Origin of the sequence: Burkholderia sp. IMCC1007 (assembly GCF_027257875.1) — a bacterium.
Classification (GTDB): domain Bacteria; phylum Pseudomonadota; class Gammaproteobacteria; order Burkholderiales; family Burkholderiaceae; genus Burkholderia.
The window spans coordinates 26,324-42,711 of the sequence record NZ_JAPVQY010000033.1; the positions used below are offsets into that span (position 1 = coordinate 26,324).

Annotated in this window: 14 protein-coding genes, 1 tRNA gene and 1 riboswitch; of the genes, 1 reads left to right on the plus strand and 14 read right to left on the minus strand. The window is 68.2% G+C overall.

Going from position 1 to position 16,388, the window contains the following annotated elements:
• Window positions 1-122: 122 nt before the first annotated feature.
• The 7 genes from O1Q03_RS24845 to pepN all read right to left on the minus strand — a co-directional run bounded on the left by O1Q03_RS24845 (window position 123) and on the right by pepN (window position 8,075).
• Window positions 123-377 (minus strand): GlsB/YeaQ/YmgE family stress response membrane protein, encoded by a 255-nt coding sequence (locus O1Q03_RS24845; protein ID WP_269506664.1) that lies wholly within the window; start codon window positions 375-377, stop codon window positions 123-125.
• 232 nt (window positions 378-609) lie between these two features.
• Window positions 610-822 carry a hypothetical protein gene (locus O1Q03_RS24850; protein WP_269506665.1) on the minus strand — a complete coding sequence of 71 codons (213 nt, stop codon included), beginning with the start codon at window positions 820-822 and terminating at the stop codon, window positions 610-612.
• Entirely contained in the window at window positions 819-2,564 is a 1,746-nt protein-coding gene (locus O1Q03_RS24855; protein ID WP_269506666.1) for an FAD-dependent oxidoreductase, read from the minus strand. The genes O1Q03_RS24850 and O1Q03_RS24855 overlap by 4 nt, the downstream gene beginning before the upstream one ends.
• Before the next feature lie 172 nt (window positions 2,565-2,736).
• Window positions 2,737-3,546 carry a helix-turn-helix transcriptional regulator gene (locus tag O1Q03_RS24860; protein WP_269506667.1) on the minus strand — a complete coding sequence of 270 codons (810 nt, stop codon included), beginning with the start codon at window positions 3,544-3,546 and terminating at the stop codon, window positions 2,737-2,739.
• 214 nt (window positions 3,547-3,760) lie between these two features.
• Window positions 3,761-3,836 (minus strand) — tRNA-Thr (locus O1Q03_RS24865).
• A 208-nt stretch (window positions 3,837-4,044) separates the two neighbouring features.
• On the minus strand, window positions 4,045-5,058 hold the full coding sequence (locus tag O1Q03_RS24870) for a class 1 fructose-bisphosphatase (protein WP_269506668.1): 1,014 nt from the start codon (window positions 5,056-5,058) through the stop codon (window positions 4,045-4,047).
• A 323-nt stretch (window positions 5,059-5,381) separates the two neighbouring features.
• On the minus strand, window positions 5,382-8,075 hold the full coding sequence (gene pepN, locus O1Q03_RS24875) for an aminopeptidase N (RefSeq protein ID WP_269506669.1): 2,694 nt from the start codon (window positions 8,073-8,075) through the stop codon (window positions 5,382-5,384).
• Between the two features lie 186 nt (window positions 8,076-8,261).
• Between pepN and O1Q03_RS24880 the strand changes: the two genes are divergently transcribed.
• On the plus strand, window positions 8,262-8,966 hold the full coding sequence (locus tag O1Q03_RS24880; RefSeq protein ID WP_269506670.1) for a DUF4136 domain-containing protein: 705 nt from the start codon (window positions 8,262-8,264) through the stop codon (window positions 8,964-8,966).
• A gap of 52 nt (window positions 8,967-9,018) precedes the next feature.
• Here O1Q03_RS24880 and O1Q03_RS24885 read toward each other — a convergent pair whose 3' ends face one another.
• The 7 genes from O1Q03_RS24885 to O1Q03_RS24915 form a co-directional block, all read right to left on the minus strand.
• A complete protein-coding gene (locus tag O1Q03_RS24885; RefSeq protein WP_269506671.1) occupies window positions 9,019-9,591 on the minus strand; it encodes a TMEM165/GDT1 family protein in 573 nt (190 codons plus the stop codon).
• A gap of 78 nt (window positions 9,592-9,669) precedes the next feature.
• Window positions 9,670-9,807: riboswitch (yybP-ykoY riboswitch) on the minus strand.
• 98 nt (window positions 9,808-9,905) lie between these two features.
• Entirely contained in the window at window positions 9,906-11,222 is a 1,317-nt protein-coding gene (gene guaD, locus O1Q03_RS24890; protein ID WP_269506672.1) for a guanine deaminase, read from the minus strand.
• A gap of 16 nt (window positions 11,223-11,238) precedes the next feature.
• Window positions 11,239-11,658, minus strand: coding sequence for a hypothetical protein (locus O1Q03_RS24895; protein ID WP_269506674.1), 420 nt, complete (start codon window positions 11,656-11,658; stop codon window positions 11,239-11,241).
• Window positions 11,659-11,686: 28 nt separating this feature from the next.
• On the minus strand, window positions 11,687-12,712 hold the full coding sequence (locus O1Q03_RS24900) for an adenosine deaminase (RefSeq protein WP_269506675.1): 1,026 nt from the start codon (window positions 12,710-12,712) through the stop codon (window positions 11,687-11,689).
• Window positions 12,713-12,730: 18 nt separating this feature from the next.
• Entirely contained in the window at window positions 12,731-13,735 is a 1,005-nt protein-coding gene (xdhC, locus tag O1Q03_RS24905) for a xanthine dehydrogenase accessory protein XdhC (RefSeq protein ID WP_269506677.1), read from the minus strand.
• A gap of 611 nt (window positions 13,736-14,346) precedes the next feature.
• Window positions 14,347-14,859 (minus strand): disulfide bond formation protein B, encoded by a 513-nt coding sequence (locus O1Q03_RS24910; RefSeq protein ID WP_269506679.1) that lies wholly within the window; start codon window positions 14,857-14,859, stop codon window positions 14,347-14,349.
• Between the two features lie 152 nt (window positions 14,860-15,011).
• Complete coding sequence (locus O1Q03_RS24915; protein ID WP_269506680.1) at window positions 15,012-16,388, minus strand: amidase; 1,377 nt, start codon at window positions 16,386-16,388, stop codon at window positions 15,012-15,014.

A 16,388-nucleotide genomic window follows, 5' to 3' on the forward strand; every position in this document is an offset into this window, starting at 1 on the left:
GCCCGCCGGGCGCGCGGGCGGCCTTCAGGGGGGAACGCGCCGAGGAACGGTCCGGGGGCGCGCGGCGGATGCCGCGCGCCACGTCGATGCAAAAACGCGCGCGAAGGCGCGCGACAAGATCGTCAGGCCGCTCGCCTGAATAGCCGGATCACGGACAGCAGGATCACCGCGCCGATCACCGCCACGATGACCGAGCCGATGAAGCCGCTGCCGATACCGATGCCGAGCAGCGCGGCCAGCCAGCCGCCGATCACCGCGCCGACGATACCGACGATGATGTCGACGATCAGGCCGAACCCGCCGCCCTTGACGAGCACGCCAGCCAACCACCCGGCGATTGCGCCGATGATGAGCCACATAATCAAGCCATGAGTCATGGTGATCCTCTCCTATGTTGAGTCGAAATGACCGGACGTCGGCTTGCGACTGCCGCGCCGCCCACGCAATGTAACGCGATAGACGGGTCGGAATCGTTAAGTAATGTTATGCACGCTTAACGGGTTTTTCCAGGCGATTCGTCTGCCTACGGCGCGGCGCACGCGCAGGCTAGGCGAGATGAAATGAACTTGTAATGAACGGGCGGCGGAAGCGGCGCGATTGCGTCGCACGTCATCGTCCGGGTGCTGGCGCCGGTTCGGTTGGTGCGGGCAGGCCGTGGCCGGCCTCGTCGATCAATCGGGTGACGGTCGCGACGTCGCCGATCGTTTCGATTGCGAGCAGTGCGAAACGGGCAAGAAGCAGCGATGCGTCGGTTTCGCCGATGCGCGTCATCGTGCGGCACAGATCGGTATAGAGCATGTCGCGCTCGGTGTCGGTCATCATGCGTTCTCCTGAAGATCGGGCGACGTGCGCGGGTGCAGCGCGCGTTCGAGTGCGTTGCCGAGGTCGTCGGCGCGTGCGTCGTGCCAGCGGCCGAGGACATGGCCGTCGGGCCGCACGAGATAGACGGTGCCCTCGCGTGCGCCGTACAGGTCGAACAGCCGGCCGTCGGCATCGTAGCCGCGGCACGCGCGGTGTCGCGGTGCCGCCCCGCGCGCCAGCGTGACGAGCGAGAACGGTAGTCCGGTGCGCTGCAGGCGCCGTTCGAGGTCGACGAGAGGCGGGCGCGGCATGCCGTCTGACGTGAAGCAGAGCGCGGTGAAACGCGGGCCGACGAGTTCGGTCAGGTGGCCGCGGGTCGGGCTCGCGTCGTTGCCGTCGTCATGCGGTGCGTGCAGCATCAGCGGACATTCCGCGAGTACCGTGCCCGGGGCCGGTCCGGCCGAAAACGCATCGCGCTCGTGCGCATTGAGCGGCGACGCGGCATACGCGATCGCGGACGTCTGGCGCGGATTGATCAGCGAACGCAACGCCGGATGCCGGACCGCGAGCGTCAGCACGGCCTTGCGCATCAGGTCGAACGCAAACGACGGCGGCGCCATGAACTCGGTGCTTTTCGTGCCGTAGCGCAGGTTCTCGTGCGTCGCGAACACGCGTTCGTCCGAATAGCTGTCGAGCAGCGCATCCGACGCGAGGCCGCGGATCACGAGCGCCAGTTTCCACGCGACGTTGTCGGCGTCGTCGATACCCGAATTCGCGCCGCGCACGCCGAAGATCGGCACCAGATGCGCGGCGTCGCCGCAGAACAGCACGCGATCGTGCCGGTAGCGCTCGAGCGTCAGTGCGTTCGCCTTGTAGATCGTGATCCAGATCGGCGCCCACGCGCCGCGCTCGCCCATCATGTCGAGCAGGTTCTGCACGCGCGGGATCACGTTCTCGGGCTTCACCGCGACTTCCGGATCCTCGTCGTCGCGCAACTGGTAATCGATACGCCAGACGTTGTCGGGCTGCTTGTGGACGAGCACCGTCGAGCCGGGGTTCGACGCCGGGTCGAAATACGCGAGCCGTTCGGTCGGCCGGTCGCTGTCGAGCGCGATGTCGACGATCACATAGCGGCCCTCGTAGGTCGTGCCGCGCAGCGACAGACCGAGCGCATCGCGCATCGTGCTGCGTCCGCCGTCGCTCGCGACGATCCAGTCCGCGTCGAGCGCGTAGCCGCCGAGTGGCGTAGCGACGTCCAGACGCACGCCGTCCGGGTGCTGCGTCACGCCCGCGACCTTCGTCTGCCAGCGGATCTCGATGAGCGCGGGGCGGCGCAGCGCGGCATCGAGCAGGAACTGCTCGATGTGATATTGCGCGAGGTTCACCATCGGCGGCAGCTTCTGGTTCTCGTCCTGCGGCATCGTGAAATGCAGCACTTCGTCGTGACGGTAAAAGCTGCGCCCGCCGGTCCACGGCAGCCCGACGCGCAGGAAGTCGTCGAGCGCACCGAGTCGCTCGATGATCTCGAGGCTGCGTCGCGAAATGCAGATCGCGCGGCTGCCGTGGCAGACCGAATCGTCGGCTTCGAGCAGCACGCTGCGTATGCCGTGGTTCGCGAGGCCGAGCGCGACGGCGAGCCCGACCGGGCCGCCGCCGACGATCGCGACGCGGTGTCGCTGCGTATCGACGCCGTCGGTGCAGGCCGGCAGGTGCGCCGGGTAGCGTTCGGCGACGAACGGGTATGGCTTGAATTCGATGCCCATCGTTGGCTTCCAGGTTGCGGTGATCGAACGCGCACGCAATCACGCGATGCGGGCGGCAGGTCAATGCAGTATGGAAGCCGCGCGGGGCTCGGCTGTCCCCATTCCGGGTACGGCGAACGACAGTCGGCGGGCCGGGATTTACCCCGATACGGTCAGCGCGGGCAGGCCGTGTTCACGGTTGCAGGCACAGCGCAAACAGTTGGCGCTGGCTCGAGATGCCGAGGCGCCGGTACGCGCGCTTCTGGTAGGTGACGACGCTCGATGCCTTCACGCCGATCGTTTCGCCGATCTCGTGCGCGGTCTGGCCTTCGAGTACGCCGCGCAGCACGTCGAGCTCGCGCTTCGACAACGCCGGGCATGCGGCGCGCAGTCGCGCGAGCATCCGTTGCGGGATGCCGATCTGCGCCGAACCCGTGAGCGTGTAGTGATGCTGTGCGGCCTGCGCGATCAGCGGCGCGAGCGTTTCGACGGCCGCGATTTCGCGCGGCTGGAACGCACCGCTGCGATGCGCGCGATACAGGTTGATCGACAGCCACGCCGAATCGTTCGGCTGCATCAGCAGCGCGAGACGGTCGGAGACGTCGGGGCCGCGATAGCAGGCCGCGCGGTATGCGTCGTGGCCGATTTCGTCGCTGGCCTGCTGATGCAGCAGCACGTCGCGGCGACGCGTGCCGCGGTGTGCGGCCGATACGATCTTCTGATTGCCGTCGAGCGTGTAGAAATGTCGTGCATAGGTGTCGGCGACATCGCGCAGGTAGCGGCCGCCGCGATGATCGGCGACCGATATCGTGCGCGGCCGGTTGCCGAACTCGTACGCGAAGATCGTGCACTGCGTGACGGACAGCGCATCGTCGAACAGTTTCAGGACTTCGCCGGCGAACGCGTTCGGCTCGCTGCCGCCGATCGCGGCGACGAGACCAGTCGCGCGGGATACATCCAGCTGCCCGCTGAGGTTCGGTCGCTCGAGACGCCAGGTGCGCATGATGCTCGGGAAGGGCGGGTGATGCGGCGATTGTAATCGGCGGTGCGCGGCGCGTGAGTCGGGGGATGCCCGCAAGCGGTGTTGGCGGGGAGAGGGCGGGCGCACGATTTCGGGTAGCGGAAATCGCAGCCGGAAATGTGGTTTGAGTGGCTGGCCAGAGCAGCCGGAAAAGAGAAAAGGCCTGACAAGCATCACTTGTCAGGCCTTTATATCTTGGTGCCGGAGATAGGAGTCGAACCTACGACCTTCGCATTACGAATGCGCTGCTCTACCAACTGAGCTACACCGGCAGCAGAGAAATGAAATTATATGGTCAAATCCGAGATCTTGGCAATAGGTTTTGCGAAATTTTTTCAGCTTGCTGCTGCTGCTTCGCGAAACCATCGATCCGGCGGACTGCCCGCTTTCACTTCACTGCGATGCGGCCGGTTAGGGCCACATCGCGAAGGCGCGATTCTACTGACGTCTCGCACCTTCGTCTAGTGCTGCAGTGCAAATTTATTTGCCTTCGGTGTGATAGCCGGTCACACGCTCGACTTCGTTCTTCGAACCGAGGAACACCGGCACGCGCTGATGCAGGCCGGTCGGCTGCACTTCCATGATCCGCTGGGTGCCCGTCGTCGCGGCGCCGCCTGCCTGTTCGACGATGAACGACATCGGATTCGCTTCGTACATCAGGCGCAGCTTGCCCGGACGATCCGGCGTGCGCTTGTCGGCCGGGTACATGAAGATGCCGCCGCGGTTCAGGATCCGGTGCACGTCGGCGACCATCGATGCGATCCAGCGCATGTTGAAGTTGTCGCCGCGCGGGCCATCCTTGCCGGCATTCAGTTCGTCGACGTAGCGCTGGACCGGTTCGTACCAGTGGCGGGCGTTCGATGCGTTGATCGCGTATTCGCGCGTATCGGCCGGGATCTGCATGTTGCTCTGCGTGAGCACCCACGAGCCGACTTCGCGGTCGAGCGTGAAGCAGTTCACGCCGTTGCCCGTCGTCAGCACGAACACGGTTTGCGGGCCGTACACCGCGTAGCCGGCCGCGACCTGTTCCGTGCCGGGCTGCAGGAACGATTCCTCGGTGGCCTGCTTGCCGTCCGGGCAGCGCAGCACCGAGAAGATGGTGCCGATCGACACGTTCACGTCGATGTTCGACGAGCCGTCGAGCGGATCGAACACGAGCAGGTATTCGCCGCGCGGGTAGTTCGCCGGGATCGGGAAGAACGTTTCCATTTCCTCCGATGCCATCGCGGCGAGGTTGCCGCCCCATTCGTTCGCGTCGAGCAGGATCTCGTTCGACAGGATGTCGAGCTTCTTCTGCACTTCGCCCTGGACGTTTTCGCTGCCGGCGGTGCCCAGCGCTTCGCCGAGCGCGCCCTTCGACACGTTGTAGCTGATCGCCTTGCACGCGCGGGCGACCACTTCGATCAGCAGGCGCAGGTCGGCGGGGAGGTTGTTGGTCTCACGTTGCTGTTCGATCAGGAACTTGGACAGCGTGGTGCGGCGGGCAATGGACATGACTTGACTCCGAAAGGCCAAAAAACCTTGAATTGCCGCAATTTTACCTGCCGTGCTTCCCGACCCGCCGGCTTTTTTCGTCCCGTTACACGGCCGGGCGGCCGCATCGGGCGAGCTGCGGCCGAACTGCGGCAGGGTTGCGGCGGGGAAGACGCGGGGCTGACGCGGTGAATGCGCGCTGCGGCGGCGGGAAATCCGGGCGGCTGAAGCGGTGTCCGGCTCCGACCCCGCCCGCGTTCATGCAATCACTCGAGCAATAAAAAAGCCGGCGCCGCAACGGGGCGCCGGCTTCGTCGCGCACTCACGCGATGCGACAGTGCGCGTTACGCGAGCGCCTTCTCGACGATCTCGCGCACGTCGCGCGATTTCGCCCCGGCCGCGACCTGCTCGAGCGCTTCGCGCATCCGGTCGCGCAGCGCCGGCGTGAAGCGGCGCCACAGTTCGAGCGAGCGTGCGAGGCGCGCGGCGACCTGCGGGTTGATCGCGTCGAGCGCGAGCACCTGTTCGGCCCAGAACGCGTAACCGGAGCCGTCCGCCGCGTGAAATTGCGCGGGGTTCGCCGCGCAGAAGCTGAAGATCAGCGAGCGTGCGCGGTTCGGATTCTTCAGATTGAACGCGGGATGCGCCATCAGCCTGCGGACCTTCGCGAGCGTCGGCTGCGCGGGCGTGCCGCGCTGGGCGGCCTGCATCGCGAACCACTTGTCGATCACGAGCGCTTCCTTGTCGAAGCGGCGGTAGAAGTCGTCCAGCGCCCGTTCGGCCGCATCGTTCGCGCCCGAGGCCGCAGCCGACAGCAGCGCGCCGAGCGCGGCCGCGCGATCGGTCATGTTGTTGGCGTCGTCGTACTGCGCGGTCGCGATGCGCACGGCGTCGGCCGGATCCTCGAGTTCGGCGAGATACGCCAGCGCGAGGTTCTTCAGCCCGCGGCGGCCGGATGCTTCGGGAGTCGGCGCGTACGCGCCTGGCGTCTGGTGCTGCTCGTACGCGGCGAGCCACTCGGCGCGCAGCGCGGTCGCGAGCTGACGGCGCACGAACTGGCGTGCGCGGTGCACGGCAGCCGGATCGGCCTCGGCCATCTGGTCGGCCAGATAGGTTTCCGACGGCAGCGTCAGCGCGAGTTCACGGAACGCCGGCGACAGGCTCGCGTCGGTCAGCACGCGGCGGAACGCGGCGACGAAGTTCTCGCTGAGCGTGAGCGGCTCATGCGCGGCGGCGCGCGACGCGAGCGTCAGCAGCGCGCGCGTCGCGAGGCGCTGGCCGGCTTCCCAGCGGTTGAACGGGTCGCTGTCGTGCGCGAGCAGGAACGCGAGGTCGTCGTCGCTGTAGTCGTATTCGACGATCACGGGCGCCGAGAAATTGCGCAGCAGCGACGGCAGCGGCGCTTCCGGCACGTCGACGAACGTGAACGCCTGTTCGGCATCGGTGAAGTCGAGCACGCGCGTCGTGCCCGCCGCGGCCGCTTCGCCGTCGAGCCGCAACGGCAGGTCGCGGCCGTCGCGGCCGATCAGGCCGATCGCGAACGGAATCAGCAGCGGCCCTTGCTGCGTTTCGCGCGCGGCCGCCGACGCAGCGCCGTAGCCTTGCGCGAGCGTGACCGTATAGCGGCGCGCGGCTGCATCGTACGCGGTGCGCACCGACACGCGCGGCGTGCCGGCCTGGCTGTACCAGCGCTCGAACTGCGCGAGGTCGCGCCCGTTCGCATCGGACATCGCGTGGCGGAAGTCGTCGCAGGTCACCGCATGGCCGTCGTGGCGCTGGAAGTACAGGTCCATCCCCTTGCGGAACCCGTCGCGGCCGAACAGCGTCTGGTACATCCGCACGACTTCCGAGCCCTTCTCGTAGACGGTCATCGTGTAGAAGTTGTTGATCTCGACGTAGCTTTCCGGGCGCACCGGGTGCGCCATCGGGCCCGCGTCCTCGGCGAACTGCAGCTGGCGCAGCACGCGTACGTCCTCGATGCGCTTGACCGCGCGGGCCGCCGAGTCGACGTCGTCGCCCGCGGCCATGTCGGCCGAGAATTCCTGGTCGCGGAACACCGTCAGGCCTTCCTTCAGGCTCAGCTGGAACCAGTCGCGGCAGGTTACGCGATTGCCGGTCCAGTTGTGGAAGTACTCGTGGCCGACCACCGATTCGATGTTCGCGAAGTCGGTGTCGGTCGCGGTCTCGGGGTTCGCCAGCACGTACTTCGTGTTGAAGATGTTGAGCCCCTTGTTCTCCATCGCGCCCATGTTGAAGTCGCCGACCGCGACGATCATGAAGCGGTCGAGATCGAGCTCGAGGCCGAAGCGCTTCTCGTCCCAGCGGATCGAGTGGATCAGCGAATCCATCGCGTGACGGGTCTTGTCGAGATCGGCCGGTTCGACCCACACCTGCAGCAGCTTTTCCTTGCCGGAGCCGGTCGTGATCTTCTCCTCGATCGCGACGAGCTTGCCCGCGACGAGCGCGAACAGGTAGCTCGGCTTCCTGAACGGGTCTTCCCATTTCGCGAAGTGGCGGCCGTCGGGCAGCTCGCCCGAATCGACGAGGTTGCCGTTCGACAGCAGCACCGGGTACGCGGCCTTGTCGGCGCGCAGCGTGACCGTGTACGACGCCATCACGTCGGGGCGATCGAGGAAATAGGTGATGCGGCGAAAGCCCTCGGCCTCGCACTGCGTGAAGAAGTTGCCGCTCGACACGTAGAGACCGGACAGCGTCGTGTTCTGGTCCGGCGCGCATGCGCTGTCGAGCGTCAATTCGAATGCATCGGGCACGTTTTCGACCGTCAGCCCGTGTTCGTGCGCGCGCACCGCGCCGTACGGCGCCCCGTCGAGATGCGCGCCGACGAATTCGAGCGCTTCGCCCATCAGTTCCAGATGCGGGGCGGGTGCCGCGTCCGGATTGCGGCGCACGCGCATCGTATTCCTGACGATCGTACGGGCCGGCGCGAGATCGAATTCGAGTGCGACGGAATCGATGAGGAACGCCGGCGGCGTGTAGTCGGCGCGGCGGATCACGGTGGAGGAGGCGTTGTCGGACATGGTCGTCGAGATCGGTGGAGTGGGGATCGGGCCGGCAACACGGGCCGGGCGAATCGGCCCATTGTACAAAGGCTTGCGGCCGCGTGTCGGGCGAACTTTTTACCGGTTCCGGCAGTCCGCGTATTATCGGCATCCCGTGCGCTTCGCGCGGTGCGACGAACGGGTGACGGATCGACGAGGATCGACATGAAACGCGAATGGATTCAACGCGGTGCGGGCTGGGCGGCGGTGCTGTGCGTGGCGCTGCTGGCGGGCTGCACGAGCTACGTGACAACGCAGGTCACGGCCTTCTCCGACTGGAGCGGCAGCGACGCGACACGCACTTATGCCTTCACGCGCACCGATGCGCAGAAGCACAGCATCGAACAGTCGACCTACGAGCCGATCGTCGCGAACGAGTTGTCCGCGTATGCGTTCCGGCAGGTGCCGACCGCGCAGGCGCGCTACCTGGTCGGGCTGACGTACGGCGTCGGCAGCGATCTCGTGACGGTGCCGCAGCCCGTCTACTACGATCCGTGGTTCATGGGGCCGGGGCCGTACTGGCGAGGCGGGCCGTGGGGCCCGTGGGGGCCCTGGGGGCCGGTGCCGGCCGGCTACGTCGCGCAGACGTACCAGGTCTTCGACTACACGCTCGGCATCCGGATCACCGAGCGCGCGACCGGCAAGGAAGTCTATAACGTGACCGCGCGCACCACCGGCGACAACGGCGCGCTGATGTATGCGATGCCGTTCCTCGCGCGCAGTGCGCTTGCCGATTTCCCGCTCGCGAACGGCGCGATCCGCACGGTGCGGCTGCCGGTCGACAAGCGCGGCGGGCCGGCGGTGCCGCCGGCCGCGAACGAACGTGCGGTGCCCGCCGTGCCGGCATCGGGTGCGGCGGCCGCGAAGTAACGCGCGACATCGACATCGGCGCGGCCGCCCGGCCGCGCCACGCCCGCATGCGTCAGGTCCCGACGCCGAACAGCGCCAGTGCGCCGAGCACGACGAACAGCACGGCCGCGATGCCGTGCACGAGCTTCGTCGGCAGGCGGTGCGCGAAACGGTCGCCCAGCAGGATCGCGGGCACGTTCGCGAGCATCATCCCCAACGTCGTGCCGGCCACGACGCCGATGTAATCCTGGAAGCGTGCGGCAAGCGCGACGGTCGCAATCTGCGTCTTGTCGCCCATTTCCGCGAGGAAGAACGCGACGAGCGTCGCGCCGAACACGCCGAGGCGCGAGCGCGTCGCGTTGGCTTCGTCGGCATCGAGCTTGTCCGGCACGAGAATCCACAACCCCATCGCGATGAACGAGAACGCGAGCGCCCAGCGCATGATCGACGGCGTGACGAGCACGCCGAGCCATTCGCCGAGCGCGCCGGCGAAACCGTGGTTGACGAGCGTCGCGACGAGCACGCCGAGAATGATCGGCACCGGCTTGCGATAGCGCGCGGCCAGCACGAGAGACAGCAGTTGGGTCTTGTCGCCGATTTCAGCGAGGGCGACGGCGCCGGTGGAGATCAGGAAGGCTTGAGACACGTATGGGGTTCCACGGGCCGATGTTGTGCGTGCGAGCGACGATCCGCCGCGCGCCGGGCCCTGAAGCGGCGCGCAGTGAACCATCGGTCTCGCCAGGCCTTGGTGGCTGCGTCCGCCATGGCCGAACGGCCAAGTCTGTTGACGGACGCCTCCGTCACGATGCGCGCCGGGAGCGCGGGACATCGAGCGGAGCGGCTACTCCCCAATGAGGGCCGAATTCTAGCACGACGCGTGCCGCGCGCGGTGCGTCGCGCGAATCCATCGGCTCCGGCACGCGCGACAGCGTACGCTGGAGCAGGGGAAGGCAAACGGCGTTACGCGGCGGCGCCGCGTGCCGCGCCGCGCTCGTGCACGAGCCGGCCGGCCGCGTACGTGCGGTACACGGCGCGGTCGTCGCCGAGCAGCGCGAACGCGAACAGCAATTCCTCGAGGGAATCCGCGCGCTTGGTGCGGCGCGCGAGCAGCGGGGTCGCCTGCGGGTCGAGCACGACGAAGTCCGCTTCCGTTCGCGGCGCGAGCGTGCCGACCGTGTCGACGAGATCGAGCGCCTGCGCGGCGCCGGCCGTCGCGAGCCAGAACATCCGCGTCGCGGTCAGGTGGTGGCCCGACAGCCGCGCGACCTTGTGCGCCTCGTTCATCGTCTGCAGCATCGAGAACGACGTGCCGCCGCCGACGTCGGTCGCGAGCGTGACCGGCACGTCGTATTCGCCGGCCTTGTCGAAGTCGAACAGGCCGCTGCCGAGGAAGAAGTTCGACGTCGGGCAGTGTGCGACGACGGTGCGCGTTTCGGCCATCCGGCGGCGGTCTTCGTCGTCGAGGTGAATGCAGTGGCCGTACACCGCGCGCGGGCGCAGCAGCCCGTAGCGATCGTAGATGTCGAGATAGCTGCGGTGGCCGGGGAACAGCTCGGCCACCCATTTCACTTCATCGACGTTTTCCGCGACGTGACTCTGCACGAACACGTCCGGGTGGCGGCGCGCGAGTTCGCTGCACGCCTCGAGTTGCGCTTCGGTGGAAGTCGGCGCAAAGCGCGGCGTGAGCGCGTACATCTGGCGGCCGTTGCCATGCCAGCGGTCGATCAGCTCGGCGCTGTCGTCATAGCCCGATTGCGCGGTGTCGCGCAGGAACTCGGGACAGTTGCGATCCATCAGCACCTTGCCCGCGATCATCCGCAGATCGCGCGCGTCGCTCGCCGCGAACAGCGCATCGGCCGACTGCTTGTGCACGGTGCAGTAAACCAGCGCGCTCGTCGTGCCGCACGCGAGCAGTTCGTCGACGAAGAAATCGGCAACTTCACGCGCATGCTCCGGATCGCCGAACTGCCGCTCGGTCGGGAACGTGTACTTGTCGAGCCACGGCAGCAGGCCGGGCGCCGGCGACGCAATCATGTCCGTCTGCGGATAGTGGATGTGCGTGTCGATGAAGCCGGGCACGATCAGCTTGTCGCGCAGGTCGTGGACGATCGCGTCGCGCGCGAGCGTCGCGGCGAGCTTCGCATATGGGCCGGCCGCGACGACCTTGCCGTCGTCGACGATCAGCAGACCGTCGGTCTCGTAGTTCGCGGCCTGGCTCGACTGCGCCGGGTCGCCGTTGAAGGTCAGCAGCTGGGAACGGAAAGCGGTTTGCGTCATGACGAATGGTCCTGCATCAAGGTAAGGCGAACAGAAGAAAACGGTCGGCGCCGGGCGCGCGACAGGATGGACGGCGCAGCCGGTGTCCGCACGCGGCGACGATGCCGAGCGGCACGGGCGCGAAGCCTGACGCGCGGCTGGCTGCGACTGCACACCCGAGCGCAGCGGCCAGGGCAGCCGACACATGACGGCTGGGCGGCTGCGCCGCGATGGCAGCGGCAATCGCGACCGACACGGCGATGACCGGCACGGCGACGAACGGCACGGCGACGAACGGCACGACGGCCCGCAACGACAGGCGCGCGCGAGCGGCGGCGGACCGTGCCGCCGCCATCCTCGCGACGCACGCGATGCCCGCACGCGCGCACGGTGCACGGGCCGCGCGGCGCAATGCCGGGCCGGTCGGCGCGAGGCGGATGTCGTTGCGGTGTTTCATCTGTCTGGTGAACCTCGATGCCGGCGCGTTACGCGGACTGCCAGTACGTATCGAGACGCGCGATCAGCGCATCGCGCTGCGCGGCGTCGATGAACGACGCCTCGAAGCCGTTGCGGATCACCGTGTGCACTTCGGCGTCGGTCAGTTGCAGCCCGTCGACGGTGGCGAAGTAGTTGTCGTTGACGTAGCCGCCGAAATAGGCCGGATCGTCCGAGTTGATGGTCACCGCGACGCCGCGATCGAGCAGCGCCTTCAGCGTGTGCTTCGCCATGTCGTCGAACACGCACAGCTTCAGGTTCGACAGCGGGCACACGGTGAGCGCCGTGCGGGTGCGCGCGAGGCGTTCGACGAGTGCCGCATCCTCGATGCTGCGCACGCCGTGGTCGATCCGGTCGACCTTCAGCACGTCGAGCGCTTCGTGGATGTAGGCGGGCGGGCCTTCCTCGCCCGCATGCGCGACGAGCTTCAGGCCGAGCGCCCGCGCCTTCTCGAACACCCGCGCGAACTTCGTCGGCGGGTGGCCGAGTTCGGACGAGTCGAGGCCGACGCCGATCAGGCGATGGCGATAGCGCTCGAACAGCGGCAGCGCGGATTCGAACGTCGCGAGCGCGTCGTCTTCGGACAGGTGACGCAGGAAACACAGGATCAGCTTGCTCGACAGCCCGCGCTGCTCGGCATCGGCGAGCGCGCGGTCGATGCCCGCGACGACCGTTTCGATCGGCACGCCGCGCTCGGTGTGCGTCTGCGGATCGAAGAACAGTTCGGTGTGGACGACGTTGTCGGCGAGCGCGCGCTCGCAGTACGCGGCCGTCATGTCGTAGAAATCCTGCTCGGTCAGCAGTACGCTCGCGCCCGCGTAGTAGATGTCGAGGAACGACTGCAGGTCGGTAAACGCATACGCGGCGCGCAGCGCGTCGATCGAGTCGTATGCGAGCTTCACGCCGTTGCGCTGCGCGAGCGCGAAAATCAGTTCGGGCTCGAGCGAGCCTTCGATATGGATGTGCAGCTCCGCCTTGGGTGCGCGGGCAATCTTGTCCTTGAATGTCGGGGTCATGGCGTCGTTCTTGGTCGGTCAGAATGTGGGGGAAACCTGCGCGGGCGCATTCGCCTCGACGGCCTGCAGCAATTGCGCGGCCACCGAGATCGCGATGACTTCGGGCGCCTTGTCGATGATGCCTTCGACGCCGATCGGGCAGCGCATCCGCGCGACCTGCGCCGGGTCGATGCCGATCGCGGCGAGACGGTGATCGAACTGCGCGCGCTTGGCGTGCGAGCCGGTCATCCCGAAGTACGCATAGTCGCCGCGTCGCAGGATGCGCTCGGCCAGCATGAAATCGAGCGCATGGTCGTGCGTCATCACGACGAAGTACGTGTGCGGCGGCGCTGCGTCGACGGCATCGGCCGGGCTGGCCACCGCATCGATCGCGAGATTGCCGATGCCGGCGAGCGCGTCGGCCGGCGGGAACACCGCATCGGCCCCGTCGATCCAGCGCACGTGGCACGGCAGCGTCGCCAGCACCTTCACGAGCGCGGTGCCGATGTGCCCGGCACCGAACAGCATGACGGGGAACGCATACGGCGCGATCGTTTCGGTCATCAGCGACACGCCGCCCGTTTGCCACAGCAGGCAATCGGCACGCGCGGTTGCCGATTCGGGTTCGCTCAGCAGCGGCGCGCCCGGCGAGGGGCCGAATGATACGCTACGCACGGTCGCGGCGCCTGCCGCGACACGCTTCGCGAGCGACATGATCCAGCCGAGATCGCCGACGTCGAGCCGCTCGAACGCGAGCACGACCGCACCGCCGCAGCACTGGCCGAGGCTCGGCCCGAGCGCGAGCCGTTCGAGCCGGCGTGCGTGCGGCACGTGCGCGCCGTCCTTCAGCAGCTGCCGCGCGATCTCGATCGCCTTCCATTCCAGATGACCGCCGCCGATCGTATGGCGGGCCGTGTCGCGCGTGACGAGCATCTTGGTGCCGGCCTCGCGCGGCGCGGAGCCGTCGGTGTGCGCGACCGTCACGAGCACGGCCGCTTCGCCGTGCGCGAGCAGTTGCTGCAGATCGCCGAGCCACGCTTCCATCAGCACGCTCCGTTCGGGACGATGCGGCACGACGCGCGCGGGCTGGCGGGCGCGGCGGCAACGAGGACGGACGGGAGCGGCGCGGACCGGCCGCACGGCGGATGCGGGGCGGCGGTCGTGCGCCGACGGCGCGCGAGAACGACGCCGCGGGACGCGCGGACGCCATGAGGGTGACGGATGCGGATGGTTTGCGTTGTCATGATGAATCCAGTCGACATTGCGGATCGGGCGCGCGTTACGCAGGTGTTGAGACCGCCTAGCCTCGCGCACGTAGATCGCCATCCAGCCACGAAGATAGCACCGCAAAGCGACGGGAACATCGCCGGACGGTGATCCGGGCTATCAGACGGCGATCATGTCGATCATAGGCCCGCCGCGCGGGATCGGGGGCCCGATGCGCGTGCATCGGGCCGGAACGCTTGTGTGGCGGGGCGCGAGCGCGATGTCATGCGACGCGCGTTCGCCCGGGGATCCGGGCGGCGGCGGGGGTAGGTGTTTACGCGCGGCGTGCAGAACGCGCACCGCGCGGCGTGCTATCGGCGCTGCCGGGCGAGCGGGCGCTGCCGACGGCGCGGCGCCGGTCGGCGGGACTGTCCGCGCGGCGCGGATGGTCAGCCCGCGAGCTTGTGGCGATGGCGCCAGAGGCTCGACACGACGGCGATCAGGATCACCGCAAAGCCGATCAGCGCCCAGCCGGGCAGCAGGATGCCGAAAATCGGCGGGTAGACCGTCTCGCACAGGCCGGCGACCTTGAACATGCCCGGGAACCAATGTGCGGGCGGCAGGCTGTCGACGATCGGCTGCAGCGTGTCGAAGCCGCAGCTGAAGCCCGGATTCATCTGGATCGACAGATGGCGCGCGGCCGTGCCGACGCCGGCGGCCGCGGCGATCGCGATCAGCAGCTCGAGTGCCCAGACGCCGCGCCAGTTGCGTATTCCGGCGGCCAGGAACGCGAAGATCCCGATCGCCGCGAAGAAGTAGCGCTGGATGATGCACAGCGGGCACGGATCTTCGCCCTTCACGTACTGCAGGTACAGCGCGCCGGCCAGCAGGGCGATGCACACCCAGCCGAGCAGCATCAGCAAGCGGCGTTCACGGCGAAGGGCGAGCGGGTAGTCGTTCATGTCGGCGGGATTCCTGTCGTTGGTCGGTCCGATGATCAATCGCGCGATTTTAGCGCGAACGATCTGGCACGAAACTGACGGCGCGGGTGCGGCACCCCGCCGCACGTGTCGCATGCGCCGCCCCAGGCCCGCCCGTGATTGCGCTTGCGCGGTTACCGGATCGTGTTCAGCACGGCCTCGACCGACTGGCCGATCGCGAGCAGCGCGTCGTCGCGAAGCGGCGCCGCGGCGAGCATCAGGCCGACCGGCGCCGCGTCGCGCGGATGGCACGGCAGCGACAGTGCGCACGCGTCGAGGAAGTTGAATGCGCTCGGGTTGCGCAGGATCAGCGCGTTGGTGCGCGTGAATTCGGCGTCGTCGGCTTCGAGCTCGGCGATGCGCGGCGGCACGACCGGCACCGTCGGCGCGACGAGCGCATCGAAACGCGACCACACCGTGTGCGCCGCTTCGTCGAGCATGGCCGCGCGCGCGGCGAGCAGGTCGAGATAGTCCGCCGCGCTCGCGGGTTCGCCCTTCAGGATGCGCGACAGTACACGCGGGTCGTACTGGTCGCGATGCTCCGCGAGCAGCGGGCGATGCCACGCGTACGCCTCGATCGGCGAGAAGCCGAAGCGATTGATTTCCGGCAGGCGGTCGAGCGCCGAAAAACGCACTTCCGTGACGATCGCGCCGGCGGCTTCGAGGTGCTTGAGCGACACGTCGAGCGCAGCGGCGACGTCGGCATCGACGCCGTCCGTCACGTAGTTCGTCAGCACGCCGAGGCGGACGCCTTCGAGCGACCGCGCGGCCGGCACGTGCGGCTCGAGGCCGGCGAGCATCCGGTCGACGAGCGCGCAGCAAGCAACGGTCAGCCCGATCGGGCCGAACGAGTCGAGCGTGGTCGACAGCGGCACGCCGCCTCGCGTCGGGATCCGGCTCGCGGTCGGTTTGAAGCCGGTAAGCCCGCACAGCGCGGCCGGAATACGGATCGAGCCGCCCGTGTCGGTGCCGAGCGCAACCGCGGCCATCCCGTCGGCGACGGACGCGGCCGCGCCGGACGACGAGCCGCCCGAAATGCGTGCGTCGCCCGGCACGTCGCGATGGTACGGCGAGCGCGGCGTGCCGAAGTGCGGATTCAGCCCGAGCCCCGAGAACGCGAATTCGCTCATGTTGGTGCGGCCGACCAGCACCCCGCCCGCGCGCTTGAGGCGCGCGACGGCGACCGCATCGGCCTTCGCGGGCGGCGCGCCGGCGAGCACGCGCGAACCGGCGCGGGTCACCTGGCCTTCGACGTCGAACAGGTCCTTGACCGACACGGGGATGCCCGCGAGCGGCGACAGCACGGTGCCGGCGGCGCGCAGGCGATCGTGCGCATCGGCGGCCGCGCGCGCGTTGTCGGCATCGACTTCGGTGAAGACGGCGGCGCCCTGGCCGGACGGGTCGGCGATCCGGTCGAGCGCAACGTCGACGAGCGCGCGGCTCGTGGTCCGGCCGGCGGCGAGGTCGGCGGCGAGCTGGGCGAGCGGGGGGAAGGGCGTGAAAGTGGTCAT